At 39.5% G+C, this 18,761-nt stretch carries 16 protein-coding genes and 4 pseudogenes; 14 read left to right on the forward strand and 6 right to left on the reverse strand.

The features are described 5' to 3' along the window. Nucleotides 1-60 precede the first annotated feature (60 nt). Nucleotides 61-1,533: pseudogene (gene crtD / locus V8V91_RS13345) on the forward strand (1-hydroxycarotenoid 3,4-desaturase CrtD). Here the strand turns inward: crtD and V8V91_RS13350 are convergent. Continuing rightward, nucleotides 1,530-2,039, reverse strand: a complete 510-nt coding sequence (locus tag V8V91_RS13350) for a regulatory protein RecX (protein WP_373400527.1) — start codon at nt 2,037-2,039, stop codon at nt 1,530-1,532. The pseudogene crtD and the gene V8V91_RS13350 overlap by 4 nt on opposite strands. Nucleotides 2,040-2,113: 74 nt before the next feature. Between V8V91_RS13350 and tpiA the strand changes: the two genes are divergently transcribed. The 7 genes and pseudogenes from tpiA (at nt 2,114) to V8V91_RS13385 (ending at nt 7,992) form a co-directional block, all read left to right on the forward strand. Further along, nucleotides 2,114-2,875: a triose-phosphate isomerase gene (gene tpiA / locus V8V91_RS13355; protein WP_373400528.1), complete on the forward strand. Its 762-nt coding sequence runs from the start codon at nt 2,114-2,116 to the stop codon at nt 2,873-2,875. Between the two features lie 7 nt (nt 2,876-2,882). After that, the gene (locus tag V8V91_RS13360) at nt 2,883-3,038 is read left to right on the forward strand and encodes a hypothetical protein (protein ID WP_373400529.1); all 156 of its coding nucleotides are present in this window, start codon (nt 2,883-2,885) and stop codon (nt 3,036-3,038) included. 53 nt (nt 3,039-3,091) lie between these two features. Further along, nucleotides 3,092-3,709 carry a 50S ribosomal protein L11 methyltransferase gene (prmA, locus tag V8V91_RS13365; RefSeq protein WP_373400530.1) on the forward strand — a complete coding sequence of 206 codons (618 nt, stop codon included), beginning with the start codon at nt 3,092-3,094 and terminating at the stop codon, nt 3,707-3,709. A gap of 1 nt (nt 3,710) precedes the next feature. Further along, nucleotides 3,711-3,899, forward strand: coding sequence for a hypothetical protein (locus tag V8V91_RS13370; RefSeq protein WP_074225540.1), 189 nt, complete (start codon nt 3,711-3,713; stop codon nt 3,897-3,899). 89 nt (nt 3,900-3,988) lie between these two features. Then, nucleotides 3,989-5,713 carry a single-stranded-DNA-specific exonuclease RecJ gene (recJ, locus tag V8V91_RS13375; protein ID WP_373400531.1) on the forward strand — a complete coding sequence of 575 codons (1,725 nt, stop codon included), beginning with the start codon at nt 3,989-3,991 and terminating at the stop codon, nt 5,711-5,713. 1 nt (nt 5,714) lies between these two features. Continuing rightward, a complete protein-coding gene (gene lptB / locus V8V91_RS13380) occupies nt 5,715-6,452 on the forward strand; it encodes an LPS export ABC transporter ATP-binding protein (RefSeq protein WP_074225542.1) in 738 nt (245 codons plus the stop codon). After that, a pseudogene (locus V8V91_RS13385) lies at nt 6,452-7,992 on the forward strand (GH3 auxin-responsive promoter family protein). Before lptB ends, V8V91_RS13385 begins: the two are co-directional and overlap by 1 nt. Before the next feature lie 103 nt (nt 7,993-8,095). On the opposite strand, the pseudogene V8V91_RS13390 reads toward V8V91_RS13385, so the two are convergent. The 3 genes and pseudogenes from V8V91_RS13390 to V8V91_RS13400 form a co-directional block, all read right to left on the reverse strand. After that, nucleotides 8,096-9,446 (reverse strand): annotated as a pseudogene (locus tag V8V91_RS13390) (FAD-dependent oxidoreductase). Between the two features lie 24 nt (nt 9,447-9,470). After that, complete coding sequence (gene kynU / locus V8V91_RS13395; RefSeq protein ID WP_373400532.1) at nt 9,471-10,757, reverse strand: kynureninase; 1,287 nt, start codon at nt 10,755-10,757, stop codon at nt 9,471-9,473. A 64-nt stretch (nt 10,758-10,821) separates the two neighbouring features. Then, on the reverse strand, nt 10,822-11,334 hold the full coding sequence (locus tag V8V91_RS13400; protein ID WP_373400533.1) for a 3-hydroxyanthranilate 3,4-dioxygenase: 513 nt from the start codon (nt 11,332-11,334) through the stop codon (nt 10,822-10,824). 119 nt (nt 11,335-11,453) lie between these two features. On the opposite strand from V8V91_RS13400, the gene V8V91_RS13405 reads away from it, so the two are divergent. Together V8V91_RS13405 and V8V91_RS13410 are read left to right on the forward strand one after the other, a co-directional pair. Next, on the forward strand, nt 11,454-12,443 hold the full coding sequence (locus V8V91_RS13405; RefSeq protein WP_373400534.1) for a dipeptidase: 990 nt from the start codon (nt 11,454-11,456) through the stop codon (nt 12,441-12,443). Between the two features lie 5 nt (nt 12,444-12,448). After that, nucleotides 12,449-13,060, forward strand: a complete 612-nt coding sequence (locus V8V91_RS13410) for a thiamine pyrophosphokinase (RefSeq protein WP_373400536.1) — start codon at nt 12,449-12,451, stop codon at nt 13,058-13,060. Here V8V91_RS13410 and prmC read toward each other — a convergent pair whose 3' ends face one another. After that, nucleotides 13,061-13,900 (reverse strand): peptide chain release factor N(5)-glutamine methyltransferase, encoded by an 840-nt coding sequence (gene prmC / locus V8V91_RS13415; protein WP_373400537.1) that lies wholly within the window; start codon nt 13,898-13,900, stop codon nt 13,061-13,063. A gap of 57 nt (nt 13,901-13,957) precedes the next feature. Between prmC and V8V91_RS13420 the strand changes: the two genes are divergently transcribed. The 4 genes from V8V91_RS13420 (at nt 13,958) to guaB (ending at nt 18,175) form a co-directional block, all read left to right on the forward strand. Then, nucleotides 13,958-14,800, forward strand: a complete 843-nt coding sequence (locus V8V91_RS13420) for a hypothetical protein (RefSeq protein WP_373400538.1) — start codon at nt 13,958-13,960, stop codon at nt 14,798-14,800. Nucleotides 14,801-14,856: 56 nt separating this feature from the next. Then, a complete protein-coding gene (locus V8V91_RS13425; RefSeq protein ID WP_373400539.1) occupies nt 14,857-16,044 on the forward strand; it encodes an RsmB/NOP family class I SAM-dependent RNA methyltransferase in 1,188 nt (395 codons plus the stop codon). Between the two features lie 65 nt (nt 16,045-16,109). Beyond that, a complete protein-coding gene (locus V8V91_RS13430; protein WP_373400540.1) occupies nt 16,110-16,568 on the forward strand; it encodes an ABA4-like family protein in 459 nt (152 codons plus the stop codon). A gap of 128 nt (nt 16,569-16,696) precedes the next feature. Then, nucleotides 16,697-18,175, forward strand: a complete 1,479-nt coding sequence (guaB, locus tag V8V91_RS13435; protein ID WP_373400541.1) for an IMP dehydrogenase — start codon at nt 16,697-16,699, stop codon at nt 18,173-18,175. A gap of 71 nt (nt 18,176-18,246) precedes the next feature. On the opposite strand, the pseudogene V8V91_RS13440 reads toward guaB, so the two are convergent. Beyond that, nucleotides 18,247-18,722, reverse strand: a pseudogene (locus V8V91_RS13440) (N-acetyltransferase family protein). Nucleotides 18,723-18,761 lie beyond the last annotated feature (39 nt).

The following is an 18,761-nucleotide window of genomic DNA, read 5'->3' on the forward strand; positions in this document are numbered from 1 at the left end:
TAATTTTCCATAATATCAAAAGTAGGCTATAACTCGGAAATTATTAGCTCATTAAATTCAATACCAATGAAGGCCATCATTATTGGTTCAGGGATCGCAGGCATCGCTTCATCCATTCGCCTAGCATTAAAAGGATACGATGTAGCCGTATTCGAGTCCAATTCTTACCCTGGAGGAAAACTTTCAAAAATTGATCTAGGAGAATACCGGTTTGATGCAGGTCCTTCCCTCTTTACTTTACCAGAACAAGTAGAAGAATTATTTCATTTGGCCGAAAAAGACCCAAAAGAACACTTTGATTACCTCAAGCTTCCAGTCACCTGTCATTACTTTTGGGAAGATGGGAAAAAGTTGAAAGCATACGCTGACTTAGACTTATTTGCAGAGGAGGTAAATCAGCAACTGGGCGAGCCAAAGTCCCATATCAAAGAGGCATTGATTAACTCCTCCTATATCTATGACCATTTGGCCCCACTTTTTATGCATAAGTCCCTACATGATTGGAAAACATGGACCAATCAGGATGCGATGAAGGCTTATCTAAAAATGGGTAAACTGGGCATCTTCTCCACCATGAATGAAGCCAACGAAAAGCAATTTGACAATCCTAAACTCATTCAACTTTTCAATAGGTACGCCACCTACAATGGATCCAACCCCTACGAAACACCTGCTACGCTAAATATTATCCCTCATTTAGAATTTAATATCGGAGCCTTTTTCCCGAAAAAGGCATGCATGACATTACTAACAGCTTATTTCAGTTATCCTTGGATCTTGGAGTTACATACACTTTCAATCAAAAAGTGGATGAAATTATGGTAGAACAGGGAAAAGCTACAGGGGTTATCCTAGCAGACAATAAAAAAATAGAGGCAGAGATCGTAATCAATAACATGGATATGGTTAATGCGTATAAGACCATTTTAAAAAACAAAAGCAACCAAAACTCCTTTTAAATCAACCTAAATCCAGCTCAGCATTAATTTTTTATTGGGGTATCAAGCGCAAATTCGAAGAGTTGGATCTACATAATATTTTCTTCTCTGATAATTATTTGGAGGAATTTGACCATATTTTTAAAAAGGGAAAGATTTACCATGACCCAACTGTCTACATTAATATCACCTCCCTTTACAAACCTGATGACGCCCCTGAAGGCTGCATGAATTGGTTTACAATGATTAATGTCCCCAATAATCAAGGCCAGGATTGGGACCAATTAATTTTGGAATCCAAAAAGAATATTATCCATAAACTCAATAGAATTTTAAAAACAGATATAGAGCCTTTAATTGAGGTAGAAGAAATTCTGGATCCAAGAACGATCGAGTTGAAGACATCCTCAGCGCAGGGAGCACTCTATGGAAACTCTTCAAACAATAAGTTCTCCGCCTTTTTAGGCATGCAAACTATTCCTCCAAAATCCAAAACCTTTATTTCTGCGGAGGGTCTGTCCATCCTGGAGGAGGCATCCCGCTTTGTTTGCTTTCTGCCAAAATTATGTCAGATATGATCCCGGGTACTGTTTAATCACCCATATTTAATTCCTCAATCGCCTCCTTGATCAAATCCATTTCAAAACCTTTGGAAAATAAGTATTGGATAACTTTAAACTTCTTTTTATAAGGATCCTGCTCCTTGATTCTTCCCCAATGTTTCTCCACTTGAGACAATAAGGTGTCATAATATTCATAGGGATCAATTTCAGAAAGTCCCATTTTTATCAAACTTTCCGGAATCTGGCGCATCTTCAATTCTTGCCTTATCCTTCCCCTACCCCATTTTTTCAGTCTGAATTTACCTCGAGAGAAAGACCTTGCAAAACGCTCCTCATCTATAAATTTCTCTTCTATCAAATAGGCAATTAATTCATCAGAATCCTCTTCTTTGATTCCCTTTTCGTAAAGTTTTCGCTTGGTTTCCCAAATACAACGTTCCTGATAGGCACAAAAAGTAGAGAGCTTTTCTTTGGCTTCCTCTAGAGACCAAGACTTTTTTATGGACTGTTCTGAGTTATTTTTTCGCCAGACGGACATTTTCTTTAATTTTAAGCCAAATTACCCTTGAATTAGATTCTTTCAAATCTTAATTAGATAAACAACCCACAACCATGCGTAAGAAAATTGTAGCCGGCAACTGGAAAATGAATATGACTTTTGAAGAAGGTCAAATCCTGACTTCTGAGATTGTCAACATGTATAAAGACGAAAACATCAAGGATGTTGTAGCGATCTTGAATCCTCCATTCCCACATATTTTTCCAGTTAAGAAATTGGTAGGCGATGTGTCAGGAGTTAAGATAGGAGCTCAAAATTGTTCTGATAAGGCATCTGGAGCATTTACTGGTGAGGTATCTGCTAAAATCCTGGCTTCATTTGGAGTAGAATATGTCATCATTGGTCATAGTGAAAGAAGAGAATACTTCCATGAAGGAAATGAATTGCTAGCTGTCAAAGTAAAAGAAGCTTTGGCCCATGGGTTGAAACCGATTTTCTGCTGTGGCGAGTCCTTGGATATCAGAACTGCCGGGACACATGAACCGAATGTCAAATTTCAGCTAACTGAAAGCCTTTTTGACTTGAGTCCTGAAGATTTTAGCAAAGTAGTGATTGCATATGAACCAATCTGGGCAATTGGAACCGGAAAAACGGCCACCGCAGAGCAGGCACAGGAGATGCATGCTGCTTTAAGAAGGCATATTGCGAGCAAATATGGTAAAGACATCGCTGCTGAAACCTCTATTTTGTATGGTGGAAGTTGCAACCCTAAAAATGCGCAAGAAATATTTTCCAAAGAAGATGTGGATGGTGGATTGATAGGAGGAGCCTCTCTGAAATCAAGAGACTTTATGGACATCATCAAATCATTCTAATTTAGAAATGGATTACCTGGAATTAAAAATCAATTGCCTGGAAGATTTCCGGGAAATCCTAATTGCAGAATTAGCTGAGATAGGCTTTGATTCCTTTTTAGAAACAGAAGAAGGAGTGGATGCCTATGCACCTGAACAAGAATTTGACCGGGAGGCTTTTTAGAGTTAATCGAAAAATATAAGCTTCCCGCTCAAATTTCTTGGCATGAAAGTAAAATGCCAAAAGTCAACTGGAATGAGGAATGGGAAAAAAATTACGATCCTATTGAAGTAGATGATCTTGTTTTTGTAAGAGCTTCGTTCCACGACCCAGCCCCAGGGTTTCAATACGAAATTGTCATCAACCCCAAAATGTCATTTGGTACAGGGCACCATGCTACCACATACCAAATGTTAAAGCATCAAGCCGAGATTGACCACAAAGGAAAACGCGTATTGGACGTAGGTTCAGGAACTGGAATCTTAGCAATTATGGCTCATTTGCTGGAAGCGCAGGAAATAGAAGCCTTTGATATTGATGAATGGTGTGTCGAAAATGGCAATGAGAATTTTGATTTAAATGGTCTCTCAACCAGAATGGATATTGGAACCATTCGAGAGGTAAATCCACAAGGGAAATTCGATATTATTTTAGCCAACATCAATAAAAACATCCTGTTGGACGAAATGGAGATCTATGCTGAGTTATTAGATTCAAAAGGGTTTCTTTTGCTGAGCGGCTTTTATACGGAAGATATTGAGGATTTATTGGACCATGCTGCTCCTTTAGGTCTAAGTCTCTACAAGAAAAACAGCAAAGACAATTGGGCCGCATTAATATTGCAAAAAGACTAATATGAATGAACTGATTATTTATGCAGTTGTATTCGCCGCATTAATAGGCCATTGCTTATTAGCAGGCAAAATGTATCGTACAGTGCATCAGGATTCAGGCCTAACATTGAGAGAGAAAAATGACTGGAAATTGAAAGCACTCATATTTCCGGGTTATTTTTGGTTTCAATACAAAAAGAGTAAAGCTTAAGGCAATTTCTCTTTTTTAGAACTTTTTTATCGAATTATAGGATTAAGGTAGATACACTTTTACCTTTTATTAAACCCAAGTATCAAACCATGGAGTACGTTTGGAAGCAGAAACCACGAGCAACGCCAGAACTAGTTGAGCAGCTAGGAAGGGATATCAACGTAAATCCAATCCTGGCTAATATGTTGATTAATCGCGGTGTGGAGAACTATGAGCAGGCCAAAAACTATTTTAGACCTAGTTTAAGCCATCTGCATGACCCTTTCTTGATGAAAGATATGTCTGAGGCAATAGATAGGATTGAACAAGCCATTGATCAAAATGAAAAAATCCTAGTGTATGGAGATTATGATGTAGATGGTACTACTGCGGTTGCCTTGGTTTACAGTTTTCTTCAGACATTTTATAGTAGAGTAGATTTCTATATCCCCGACCGATACAAGGAAGGCTATGGAATTTCCGATAGAGGAGTAAGGTTTGCCGCAGACAACGATTACAAGCTCGTCATTGCGCTAGACTGCGGAATCAAAGCCATTGACAAAGTGAAGCTTGCCAAAGAGCTAGGAGTAGATTTCATCATTTGTGATCATCACACTCCCGGAGAAGATTTACCACAGGCTATTGCTGTCTTAGATGCAAAAAGAACCGATTGTGAATATCCTTACAAGGAGCTTAGTGGCGCCGGTGTTGGATTCAAATTAATTCAAGCACATGCCAAAAGGCGTGGAATTGATGAAGCAGGTTTGTATCCATATTTGGACTTATTGGTCGTAAGCATTGCTGCAGATATTGTTCCTATAACCGGAGAAAACAGAATTCTGGCTTATTATGGATTGGACCGAATCAATAATACCCCTAGACCAGGATTAAAGGCCTTGATGCTGAGTGCCAAAATTGAAAAAGAAATCGGCATCTCTGACATCGTTTTTAAAATAGGTCCAAGAATCAATGCTTCAGGAAGATTGGAACATGCCAAAGCATCGGTAGAACTGTTAATTTCCACCGATCTCAATTTAGCGATCGAACGGGCCAAATTAGTAGATGAGGTGAATACCACTCGGAGAAACTTTGATGAAAATATCACCAAAGAGGCTTTTGAGATGATTGCGGATCAAGAAATGGACACAGAATGGAATTCTACTGTACTATTTAAAGAGGATTGGCACAAGGGTGTAATTGGTATTGTTGCCAGTCGATGTATAGAAAAATACTATAGACCTACAATCATTTTAACCGAATCGAACGGAAAAGCCACTGGAAGTGCACGTTCAGTGGTAGATTTCGATATTTACGAAGCTATTGCAGAATGTTCTGGTCTGTTAGATCAATTTGGAGGGCATAAATATGCGGCAGGTTTAACCCTTTCGGTAGACAAGGTTCCCGACTTTCAAAAGATGTTTGAATCAGTGGTCAAAAGAAGAATCGAAGAAGTTCATAGAAAGCCTGTCATAGAAACTGACGATGAATTGTTGCTGGATCAAATAAATTATAAGTTTTATAATATATTGAAGCAAATGGCTCCTTTTGGTCCGGGAAATACTGAGCCCATTTTCAGAATTTCTCAGGCCTACGCAGAAAATGTGATCATTCTTAAGGATAAACACCTTCGGTTTAATATCGTACAAGATGGTCAAGTGACAAAACCAGTTTGCTTAGGATTCGGATTAGCCGACCGAGTAAAGGATCCAGATCACACGATTGTTAAAATGTTACAAGGAAAAATGCGTTTTGATATTGTGGCTGAAATGCGGGAAAATTTCTTCCGTGACAAATCCAGCTTACAGCTCTACGTAAAAGACATCAAATTTGACTAATATGATTCTAAAAGCCGACAACCTCGTCAAAATTTACAAAGGTCGCCGTGTGGTGAATGATATTTCAGTACAAGTAGAGCAAGGAGAAATTGTAGGTTTGCTGGGTCCAAATGGGGCAGGTAAAACCACTTCTTTCTATATGATCGTAGGATTAGTCCAACCTAATGAGGGCAAAATATTTTTGGAAAGTGAAAATATCACAAGCCTTCCCATGTACAAAAGAGCTAAATTAGGAATAGGGTATTTAGCCCAAGAAGCTTCGGTATTTCGAAAACTCTCGGTAGAGGAGAATATTATGGCCGTATTGGAAATGACCAAAATGCCCAAGCAAGAGCGTAAAGAGAAGGTAGAAAGTTTACTGGAAGAATTCAGTTTAACGCATGTGAGGAAAAACCTAGGGATGGTACTTTCTGGAGGAGAGAGAAGAAGAACGGAAATTGCCAGGGCTTTGGCAGTAGATCCTAAATTTGTATTATTAGATGAGCCATTTGCAGGAGTTGACCCCATTGCAGTTGAAGAAATCCAGACAATAGTAGCAAAACTAAAGACTAAAAATATCGGGATTCTGATCACGGACCACAATGTAAATGAAACACTTTCAATCACAGATCGAGCCTATTTAATGTTTGAAGGAAGATTATTGAAAGCCGGAACAGCCGAAGAGCTTGCTGCTGATGAACAAGTCCGAAAAGTTTATTTGGGTAGTCAGTTTGAGCTAAAACGCAAAATTTTTAATTAATGGAGGTATTAAATTCCTTTATGACCTGGATTTTTAAAAATCGGATTGGTCAAATAGAAAACTTTAAAAAAACCCAATACAGGTCCAGGACACTACTTTTTTTGAATTAATAGAGGCTGGAAAAAACACTGAATTTGGAAAGGAGTTTGGTTTTGCTAAAATCAAACACTACGATGATTTTGCCAGACAAGTTCCTATTCTAGATTATGAGGGGATCAAACCCTACATCGATAAAACGATGAGAGGCACTCAAAATGTGCTTTGGAACACCACGATTGAGTGGTTTGCCAAATCTTCTGGAACCACTTCTTCCCGTAGCAAATACATCCCTGTTACTACCGAAAGTTTAGAGGACTGCCATTACAGCGGTGGGAAAGACATGGTTTCCTTATACATCGCCAATAACCCTGACTCCAGACTTTTTGCAGGAAAAAGCTTGACTATTGGAGGGACCCTTGAGAAGAATCCGTTGAATCCTCAAGGTTCTGCCAGAGCAGGAGATATTTCCGCGGTAATCATGCAAAACCTCCCCATCTGGGCTCAATTTGTCAGAACTCCATCTTTAGAAACAGCCTTGATGAGTGAATGGGAGGCAAAAATTGAGAAAATGGCCAGAGAAACCATGAACGAAGATGTCACTTGCATTGCAGGTGTACCTACTTGGACAGTGGTTTTAATGCAGCGAATTCTGGAAATAAAAAAGGCAAAGAACATTTTGGAAGTATGGCCCAATTTGGAAGTTTTCTTTCATGGGGCTGTAGCTTTTGGGCCCTATAGAAGTCTTTTCAAAGAACTGATCCCTTCTGAAAAAATGAGGTATGTAGAAACCTACAATGCTTCTGAAGGATTTTTCGGCATCCAAGATCAACCTAACTCAGAAGAATTACTTCTGCTGTTGGATTACGGAATTTTCTATGAATTCATTCCGATGGAAGATTGGGAAAAAGAAAACCCCAAAGTAGTCCCATTGGCAGGAGTAGAAATAGGAAAAAATTATGCCTTAGTAATTTCCACTAATGGAGGGCTATGGAGGTATAAAATCGGTGATACAGTCAAATTTACGTCTATCAAACCTTATCGATTCAAAATCTCAGGCAGGACCAAACATTTTATCAATGCTTTTGGAGAAGAGGTCATTGTAGAAAACGCTGAGAAAGCCATCCAATATGCCGCAGAACATACGGGAGCTACCATCTCAAATTTCACTGCCGCTCCGGTTTATTTTGATGCCTCAGGATCCAAAGGGGCGCATGAATGGCTCATTGAATTCCACAAGGAACCCATAGACCAAGATCAATTTAACTTACTCCTGGATCAGCACTTACGAGAGGTCAATTCAGATTACGATGCCAAAAGGCACAAGGATCTTGCTTTAGTAGCTCCTATCATTCATACTGCACCTCACGGGATCTTTGAAATGTGGCTAGGCAAAAAAGGAAAGTTGGGTGGTCAACACAAAATCCCTAGACTTTCCAATAGCAGGGAATATTTAGATGAAATTTTAAATCTGAAGGAAGAGATCAAAATTTCAAAGGAGTAAACACTTTAAAGACTAGTTCCAAACAAAATTCACACTTCCTAGACTCGAGAATTTCAGAGGAATAACTGACACAATTAGCTATTAAATAAAAAAAGCGGTCAATTTAGACCGCTTTTGCTGTTTCCATCTGGAAAATAATGTCTTCATAATCGAGCTTGTTCCAATTTTCAGTAATCAAAGGATCAGCCATTACTTTATCCATGATTTCCTCCTGCAACTTACCCCGCGCATAGGCTTCAGAATAACTGATATCTGAAAATGTAACCAAGGTATAGAGTGGAATCCAGTCATTAGGATATAATTCATGAAGCTTAGCTTCAATTTTCTTTCTCAACAAAAATTTGGGGTCAGCAACTGAATCTCTCATTTCAATGAAATTTTCCATTGCCAATTGACAAACCGCATCGGTATCTCTTTTTCTGTTTTTCTGGAATTTTTCAAAAACCAAGTCCCAGGTGTTGGTTCCTAATTTATCTATCAGTCCATTCAGGATAAAACAATCCTCGAAACCGCAATTCATTCCCTGACCATAAAATGGCACCATGGCATGAGATGCATCTCCAATCAATAAACTTCTCCCTTGTACCCATGGATAACAATCCACATTTACTAGCGCAGAGGTAGGGTTTCTGAAAAACTCCTCCACTAAATCAGGCATGAGCTGATAAGCATCGTCAAAATAATTGCTGAATAAGCTTATAAGATCTTTTTCATCTGTGATTTTATCAAAACAGATTTTTGTGCCTTCAAAGGGCAAAAACAAAGTACAGGTAAAAGATTTATCCGGATTAGGTAAGGCAATTAACATAAACTTGCCTCTAGGCCATATATGTAATGCATTTGGATCCATTGCAAACTCACCCTTAGCGGTGGCAGGAATGGTCAACTCCTTATATCCATGCGAAATATATTCCTGCTTATAGTTAAAGCGGATTTGCTTTTGCATGCTTAAACGAAGTGCAGAATAGGCTCCATCAGCCCCTATAATCACCGGAGCATCTAAAGTTTCTTCCCCTTCGGTGGTTTCAAAGGTAATCTTCTGAGAAGGGAAATCTACCTCTAGGCATTTATGTTCAAATTTGAATTCAGCTCCAAGTCTTTCAGCTTCTTCAGCCAACAATTGATTGAATTTACCTCTTGAAATGGAATAAATTGCTTGATCTTTTTACCGTATGGGATAAAGGAAGTCCCCCCATGTTCGTCATGGATTTTTCTACCATACATTGGAATAGACAAAGGAAGCACCTGATCTTTCAGTCCCACCTCTTCCAAGCTTTTCCAACCTCTATGACTCAAAGCCATATTGATGGAGCGCCCCCTTCATAATAGGGAGTTTTCCGCTTGTCAGGTCTCTTATCGTAAACAGTGACATCAAGGCCCTGACGCTTGAGATATATGGCCATCAAGGAGCCAATTAGACCGGCTCCAAGAATAGTTATTTCATTTTTTTTCATTCGGATAAGTTTTATCCCAGTTTCTTAAGCGAATTTTTTCAAGCTTTGTTCCAAAATCTGTGCAAATCTGAAAACATCCAAGAAACTATTATACAGCGGAGTAGGCGCTAATCGGATCACATTTGGGTTTCTCCAATCACCTACCACTCCATGACTATACCAATCATCGAATACAGCTTTGCCTCCACGATGAATGTGCAAAGATAATTGACAACCCCTCTCATCAGGTTTTTTCGGAGTAATAATTTCCAAAATGCCTGATTTTCCACTGATTTGCTCAATTAGATAGGCTAAATACCCCGTCAATTTTTCACTTTTTGCCCGCAAATTGCTCATTCCTGCTTCCATGAATATATCCAGCGAAGCTTGATGGGCTGCCAAAGCCAAGATGTTGGTGTTAGAAACCTGCCAACCATCAGCCCCATGCATCGGAACAAACCCTTTTTCCATGAGGAATCTTTGTCCCTCATCATGTCCCCACCATCCAGCAAACCTTGGTAAATCAGGCCTATCGGCAAATCGCTCATGGACAAATACTCCAGAAATATTGCCTGGACCAGAATTCATATACTTATAACTACACCAAGTGGCAAAATCCACATCCCACTCATGGAGCTTGAGTTCAGCATTTCCTGCTGCATGAGCCAGGTCAAACCCTGCATACGCTCCTACTGAATGGGCTGCTGATGTGATTTCCTTCATGTCAAATAATTGACCAGTATAATATTGTAAACCCGCCATATTCACCATCGCCAGGGAATCTCCATGCTTTTTTATCTCGGAGATAATATCTTCAGTCCGAAGGATATGCTCCCCATCTCTTGGAATCAACTCAACGATAGCTTCATCTGGATTTAACCCATGAAATTTGACCTGAGTCTCCAACATGTACATATCTGATGGGAATGCTCCTCCGTCAACGATGATTTTGAACCGTTCTGAAGTAGGTCTGTAAAACGACACCATCAGAAAATGAAGATTGGAGCTGAGATTGTTCATGGCCACTACCTCATGCGTATGTGCCCCCATAATTTCGGCCAAGGCAGGTTTTGACTTTTGCCTTGCATGATACCAGGCATCTTCTCCCTGAAAATGTCCATCCACTCCTAATTTTGCCCAATTATCCAATTCTTTTTCCAAATAGGATTTGACGGACTTGGGCTGTAAGCCTAAAGAATTTCCACAGAAATAAATCGCTTTTCCCCCATTTACTTCAGGAAATAAAAATCGATCCCTAAAGGAATTGATGGGGTCCTCAACATCCATTTTTCTAGCAAACTCTTCGGTAAACTGATAATCTATTTGGGTCATATATTTAATGGTTGAGGATGTTGTATCAAGCATCCGCTAATTGTTTCACAGGTTTGTTTAGCTACTATTTTTGCATTACCGTTCCACAGTTTTTGCAGGTAGTATGCTCTGGATTGGACCAAAACCTTTCCATGATAGGAGGTAGTTGATTGACGATATCGGTTACATCAGCATATTCCTCATACAGTTTTTCTCCACAATTTTCACAGTGCCAGATAAACCCATCTCTTTCCCCTTCTTTTCTATATCGCTCAATGACCAATCCGATGGTATTAGCCGGTCTTCTCGGAGAATGGGGAACTTTTGGAGGAAGAAGAAAAATCTCACCTTCTTTAATCGGTACATCCACTGGCTTACCGTCTTCAATAATCTTCAATACGATATCCCCTTCTATTTGGTAGAAAAACTCCTCTCCCTCATTGTAGTGATAGTCTTTTCTTGAATTAGGGCCTCCTACGACCATGATGATAAAATCCTCATTTTCAAGGTAAACTTGCTTATTCCCAACCGGTGGTTTAAGCAGGTGTCTATTATCATCAATCCATTTTTTAAAATTGAAGGGTTTTGCAATTGCCATTAGCTTTTTGTTTCGGTTAAAAATGAATTTTACCTTTCAAAGTAGGTAACACATATCAGGCTTAAAAGTATTAAAAATCATCCTCTTTTTTGGTTTACTTTGTTCCAAAGCCCAAAAACATGCGTCTTCCTATTGCTGATTTACACTGTGACATGCTTTCTTACCTCGCGAAAGTCCCTGCAGCCAACCCATATTCCAAAGATGATATAGCTTGTGCTATTCCCTTAATGAAATCAGGTGGGGTACGTTTGCAGGTCATGGCAATTTATACAGATGTGAATCCTGACTCGATGATGTTGGCCAGCAAACAAGCCGATATCTTTTTGGAATTACTTGAAAAGAATCCCTCGGATTTGAGTTTTGCAAATGAGGATTTTCTTGCCAACTGGAAAAGCCAGAATAACATAGGCATCCTTGCTTCCATAGAAAATGCTGCTGGAATCGGTCACGAAACAGCTTCTCTAACTGAAATAAAATCCCAGTTTGACAGCATCTTGAAAAGAACTCAAAAACTAGCTTATATCAGTTTGACCCATCATACTGAAAATAGATTTGGAGGAGGGAATTATACAGATGGAATAGGCTTAAAAGAGGATGGCAAATTTATTCTGGATTACATGGCAGGAAAAAAGATTCCGATTGACTTGTCACATACTTCGGATTTATTGGCCGAAGGAATATTAAACCATATTGATCAGGAAAAGCTTGACATTCCTATCATTGCCAGCCACTCTAATTTTAGACAGATCTGGAATCATAGAAGAAATCTGACAGACGAATTTGCAAAGGAAGTAATCCATCGAGGTGGGATAATTGGTATAAACTTTTTAAGGGCTTTTCTAGACAATGATGTTCCAGAAAGGCTATTCGAGCATTTGCTTCACGGCTTTGATATTGGGGGAAAAAAGTCTATATGTTTTGGTTCGGACTTTTTCTACACTAAAAATTTTGGAGATCCTTCGAGAATACCTTTTTACTTTCCTTTGGCAGAGAATTCAAGTAAATATCCTAGCCTGTTAGACCACTTAGAAACGGATTTAAGTGAGCAAAATTTGGTACGTTTAGCGTACGAAAACGCTGTCAATTTTTACAAAAAACTCTGGAGCTAATCCCTATGTCTTCCCATCATTTCGTCAAAGAACAACAAGAACCAGCCGTTTTTATATTAAATGCGGATGAGGTTCATTTTGACCAGGTTTCTCCTTTATTAGAATGGGTTCCAACAGTATTGGTTGCACAACAGGCCTTGGATCAAGTCCTGAGTTGGGGAATCAAAATTGACGTAATCTTAGCCTCTGAGTCCTTCCAAAAGGAAAATATTCAGCTTCTGGAGGAGCAATACCCTGTGCGTTTTTTGAATTCAACACCTGAAAATGCCCTGGAAGAAGGCTTACAATATTTATTGGCGAGCAAACACTACGCAGCCCATTTGATTGGAATCCCCCATCTACAAGCCTTAGACCTGCAAGATAAGATTCAGCTGATGGACCTTACCTTACTAGATGGAGATTGGAAGTACTATCCAGTTAAAGAAGGGGACTTTAAAAAGTGGTTTGCAAAGTCCACCATCCATATTCATGCAAAAGAGGGCCTTCCTGTGGAAGTTATCAACGAAAATGGTCAGCTAATACTGCCCATCACCTATGCAACATTTTTGGAAGTTCCAGAAGGGATAACTGAAATTAAGGCTTCAGGAATATTTTGGATTGGTGAACAAATCCGCTGATCAACCGGGAAAAATTGCTGAAACCATTCGGTTCTTATCATTTAGATCACGAACCAAATTTATCTCCTTATAGCCCAATCCTTCCAACAACTCCACTGTTTCTGGGCCAAAATTATTATGAATTTCATAATACAGTTTACCCCCTGGCTTCAATAATATCTTCGCTTTTTCAGCAATCACTCGATAAAATAACAAGGGATCATGATCTGGAACAAATAGGGCTAATCCGGGTTCAAAATCGCGCACATTACTGTGCAGATCCACCCATTCTGCTTCAGGCACATAAGGAGGGTTGCTTACCAAAATATCCAAATCAGATAGGTTTGGCATCTCCTTTAAAATATCCAAGTGTAGGAAAGTCACTTCAGCCTCAAGGTGTTCCGCATTTTCCATAGCCACTTCAATGGCATCTTCAGATACATCGGCCGTATATACTTCCGAATCTTTCATTTCTAAGGCTAAGCTGATCGGAATACAACCGGAACCTGTCCCAATGTCCAAGATTTTCATTCCTGAAGTTGGGTTTTCCTTGATGATCATATGCACTAACTCCTCCGTCTCATTTCTAGGAATGAGTACAGATTCATCCACAAAGAATTCTCTTCCATAAAAAGGGGCCTTCCCAATGATGTATTGAACAGGTTCTCCAGACTTTAGTCGTTCGAAGTCCTGGTAGAGGGATTCAGACAAACTATTCTCCTCAAATGCATCTATCATATCTACTTTTCGGATTCCTAAATGGTATTCTAAAAGCCAGTTTATCAAGTTGTTTGCCTCTTCCGGAGAATATTGAGTGAGCTCACTCGCCCATTGTTTTACTAGTTCGTTATAGTTGCTCATAGCTGTAGCGAATGACCTTAATTTACCGTAAAGGTAGCAATCCCTATTCTTTCTAAGATGAAAAAAATTCAACTCTTGATATTTGCCCTATTTTTCTCATTGGGCAGCATGGCGCAAAATGCAGATTCCAAATTTTATTTCGGTTTTGATGCCAGCTACTGGCAACGGAGCTTACACCAATCTGACCCATTGGCGGTTCAACGAAATATGTTAGGAAGTATCCGCCCCATGGTTGGTTTCAAACTACAAAACGATTGGTCAATCGGAATCCTGTCCAACTTTAGCTCTTATCAAAGTCAGGTTTCCCCCATCGAGTTTAGCTATCCAATTTATGGGGAACCTGATGAAAATGAGTATTACCCAATCATAGGTTCTAGGAATGTGTATCAGGAAGCTTCCATGAAAAATAATCTTCGTGGGTATGGGCTATTTTTAAAGAAGTTCATCAGTCTAGGTAAAAAGACCTCCCTGAATTTCAACCTGTATGGATTGAAAGAATCAGGGAAGGATGGGAACATAGTCTTGGCTCCTGATTTAGGGTTCTATTTTCCTTGTCCATATTGCGAATTCGAAGAATCCTTAAATGACTACTGTGCCACTTGCTTGAGTATCGCCTATTTTCGAAGGGAAATTCCGATGAAAGAAACTAATTGGAGAGTTGGGATGGATCTTGCCTTTGCTTACCAATGGAAAACTTGGATTAGCATGGAAATAAGAGCCAATCTTCTGGAATACAGAAAACAAATCCTAAAAGATAAAAGAGAAATAAATCACACCATAGATTTTGCCTACGATCCATTTTACGGTGCTTCTACCCAATATTTTGGAAATCACACCGATTTTGGCTCGGCAGTAGCAAGAGATGGAGTACGTTTTGGCTTGATCTTTAGCCCATTTTAAAAACTGATTCCCAGAGAACAGAAAGAAAAACTACCTTTGTGGAGAATTTCTTTCCCATGAAGCTACATAACAATACTATACGCGGAGTGCATTCTGCACTTGCAGCAATTTTCGAAGAAGGGCAATATGCCGATAAAGTGATTGAAAGAACACTTAAGTCCAACCCTAAATGGGGAGCACGTGACCGTTCATTTATTGCCGAAACGACTTATGAAATGGTTCGTTGGTGGAGGCTCATTAATTACCTAAGCCCTTCCAATAATCCATATGATCTTTTCGGAACATATTGGCTCATGCAAGGACACAGTCTTCCGCCTTGGGAAGAATTTCAAAAAATCCAGCCTGAGAAGCTCAAAGGAAAGTATGAGAAACTTGAAGACCCAGCTTTGATTGAATCTATCCCTGATTGGTTAGAGGAACTAGGGCAGAAGGAATTGGGAGATAAATGGGAAGCTGAAATCCACAGCTTAAATCAAGAAGCAGATGTGGTTTTGCGGGTAAATACTCTAAAAACTACACGTGAAAAGCTAAAAAACATACTTGCTGAATCCAAAATCCAAACTCATATCATCAAAGGATATAAAGATGCTTTGATATTGGATGAGAGACAAAATGTATTCAGACACCCTGCCTTCAAAGAAGGTTTATTTGAAGTACAAGATGGTTCCTCTCAATTGGTTGCGGATTCGCTTGCGGTTGAACCAGGAATGCGAGTGATCGATGCTTGTGCAGGTGCAGGTGGCAAATCCTTGCATTTAGCAGCTTTAATGGAAAACAAAGGCAAAATCCTCTCCATGGATGTGGAAGAATGGAAATTGCAACAGACTAAACTTAGAGCAAGAAGAGATGGGGTATCCATCATCGAAAGAAAAGTCATTGAAGGCTCCAAAACCATCAAAAGGTTAAAAGAATCTGCCGACCGTTTGTTGCTAGACGTTCCTTGCTCTGGTTTAGGAGTTTTAAAAAGAAATCCAGACACTAAATGGAAGCTAAGTCCAGAGTCAATTGAAAAAGTAAAGCAAACGCAACAGGAGATTCTCCAATCCTATCCATCCATGCTTAAACCAGGTGGACAAATGGTCTATGCTACTTGCAGTATTTTACCTTCGGAGAATCAGGAACAGGTACAAAAATTCCTAAACAGTGAAGCGGGAAAGAATTTTGAATTGATTGAAGACCACAAAGTTCTTTCTCACGAAAGCGGGTTTGATGGATTCTACATTGCCCGACTTCTTAAAAAATAGTTTTAGAACTTATACACCTCAAAATCAAAAGTTATTTCTAACTTCATAGCTTAATTTTTAAAGCAATGAAGTTAGAATTGATTTTTACCATCGCCAACTCCATCGCGTTTCTGTGCTGGATCTTTCTATTTGTCTTGTACCAAAAACGATGGGTTTACCAATTTTTATTCAGCATCATTTTCGTTTTGCTGGGCGGGCTTTACCTAATTTACATCATCCGAGGGATGGGAGCAGACACAGGAGGGGGCTTTGATACCTTAGCGAATGTGAAATTGCTTTTCAGTAGCGATGATGCACTTTTGGCTGGTTGGATTCATTACTTGACGTTTGATTTATTCGTGGGTATGTGGATTTGTCATAATGCAGACAAGTGTGGAATTAACCGGTGGATTTTACTTCCATGTTTGGTTTTGACATTTATAGCTGGCCCCACAGGTCTTTTACTTTATATTATCATCAGGGTAATCCATTCCAAAAATTGGTTCAAGAGCCCTTTGCACAGCAATTCTCTACCTGATTTTTAAAAGGAAATTTCATTTTCTTCAAATTTTCTGCTGAGTTTCAATATTAATTTTGTCAAAGATTAGTTTGATAAAGAATTTTGTTTGTAATTTTGACGGGCAAATAGGGTTACCTACAACCAATATTTGCCATGAATAGAAACTCCGACAAGTTCCTTTATGAAGCACTCACCTACGACGATGTGCTTCTTGTTCCAGGATATTCTGAAGTCTTGCCAAGAGACACGAATACCTCCACACAACTCACCAAAAAAATCAGGCTGAACATTCCTTTGGTTTCCTCTGCAATGGACACGGTTACAGAGGCTGAATTAGCAATTGCGATTGCTTTAGAAGGCGGTTTGGGATTCATCCACAAAAACATGTCTATCGAACAACAAGCTGCGCAAGTACGCAAAGTAAAGCGTTCTCAGGCTGGGATGATTTTGGACCCCATCACACTAAACATCGATGCCAAAGTTCGTGATGCAGAAACAATTATGCGTGAATATCATATTGGTGGTATTCCGGTTGTGGATGAAAATAGAACTTTAAAGGGCATTATCACCAACAGAGACCTTCGATTCATCAAAGATCAAAATCGTCCGATAAGAGAGATCATGACGATTGAGAACCTAATCACTGCTAAATCTGGGGTTTCTCTAGAGCAGGCAGAAGAAATCCTTCAGGAATACAAGATCGAAAAGCTTCCCATTGTTGATGAGGACAACAAACTGACAGGTTTGATTACCTACAAGGATATCCTGAAGAGAAAAGACAAGCCTAATGCTTGTAAAGATGAATATGGAAGATTAAGAGTCGGAGCTGCAGTAGGTGTTACTGCCGACATTGTTGAAAGAGTAGAGGCTTTGAAAAATGCAGGTGTAGATGTGGTTTCTATCGACACAGCCCATGGACATTCCAAAGGAGTAATTGATACGTGTAAGAAAATCAAGGATGCATTTCCTGATTTGGAGGTAATCGTAGGAAATATTGCAACTCCAGAAGCAGCCATTGCGCTAGCAGATGCTGGTGCGGATGCCGTAAAAGTAGGTGTAGGTCCTGGATCTATTTGTACCACTAGAATCATCGCAGGAGTAGGAGTTCCTCAGCTATCAGCTGTTTTTGAATGTTCCCAAGTATTGAAAGACCGTGGAGTTCCAGTAATTGCAGACGGTGGTATTCGATATTCAGGAGATTTGGTAAAAGCGGTTGCTGCTGGAGGAAGTTCAATCATGATCGGGTCACTATTGGCAGGAACAGAAGAAGCTCCAGGAGAGATGATTATTTTCCAAGGCAGAAAATTCAAGTCTTATAGAGGAATGGGCTCTTTAGAAGCTATGGAATCCGGATCAAAAGACCGTTACTTCCAAGATGCTGAAGACAATATCAAAAAACTGGTCCCAGAAGGTATCGTTGGTAGAGTTCCATATAAGGGTTTGGTAGCAGAAGTACTTTATCAACTTGTGGGTGGACTTCAGGCTGGCATGGGATATTGTGGCACCAAAACCATTGAAGATCTACAAAGAGATGGCAAATTTGTGAAAATCACTGCAGCGGGGGTAAAAGAATCACACCCTCATGATGTAAGTGTCACCAGAGAGGCTCCAAACTACAGCATCAAAGGCTAATTTGACATCAGATTTAAATAAAAAATCCGGCCAAGGTGCCGGATTTTTTATTTAAAGTGTTTTGCTGAACCTTAAGACAATACCTCTTTGATCTCATAATCTTGGATGTGTACGTTGTACCAGCCCCTTCAATACTCGCTCCATACTTTTTATAGAAGTTGATCGCTGGTTCGTTCCAGTCCAACACTTGCCACATCATTCCCGTACAGCCATCTTCCAAAGATTTGGCCATAACACGCTCTAAAAGCAATTTCCCGGCTCCTTTTCCTCTCTCCGATTGAGTCACAATCAAATCTTCCAAATAAAGTCTCTTCCCTTTCCAAGTACTATATCGATAGTAATAGATGGCAATTCCAATGATTTCCTTGGTATCATCTTTCTCGCAAACGAACATTCCATATACAGGATTTGGACCGAAGCCATCCTCTTTCATCATTTCCACCGTGTTAGTCACCTGTTCCGGTGCTTTTTCATACAGCGCTAATTCTTGTACTAATTCTAAAACCCTTGGGAGGTCTTCAACTTGGCCTTCTCGCAATGAATACATTTCTAATTTAATTAGGAGGTTATTATTTGGAATTTCCTT

It is taken from the genome of Algoriphagus halophilus, assembly GCF_041729275.1.
Lineage (GTDB): Bacteria > Bacteroidota > Bacteroidia > Cytophagales > Cyclobacteriaceae > Algoriphagus > Algoriphagus halophilus_A.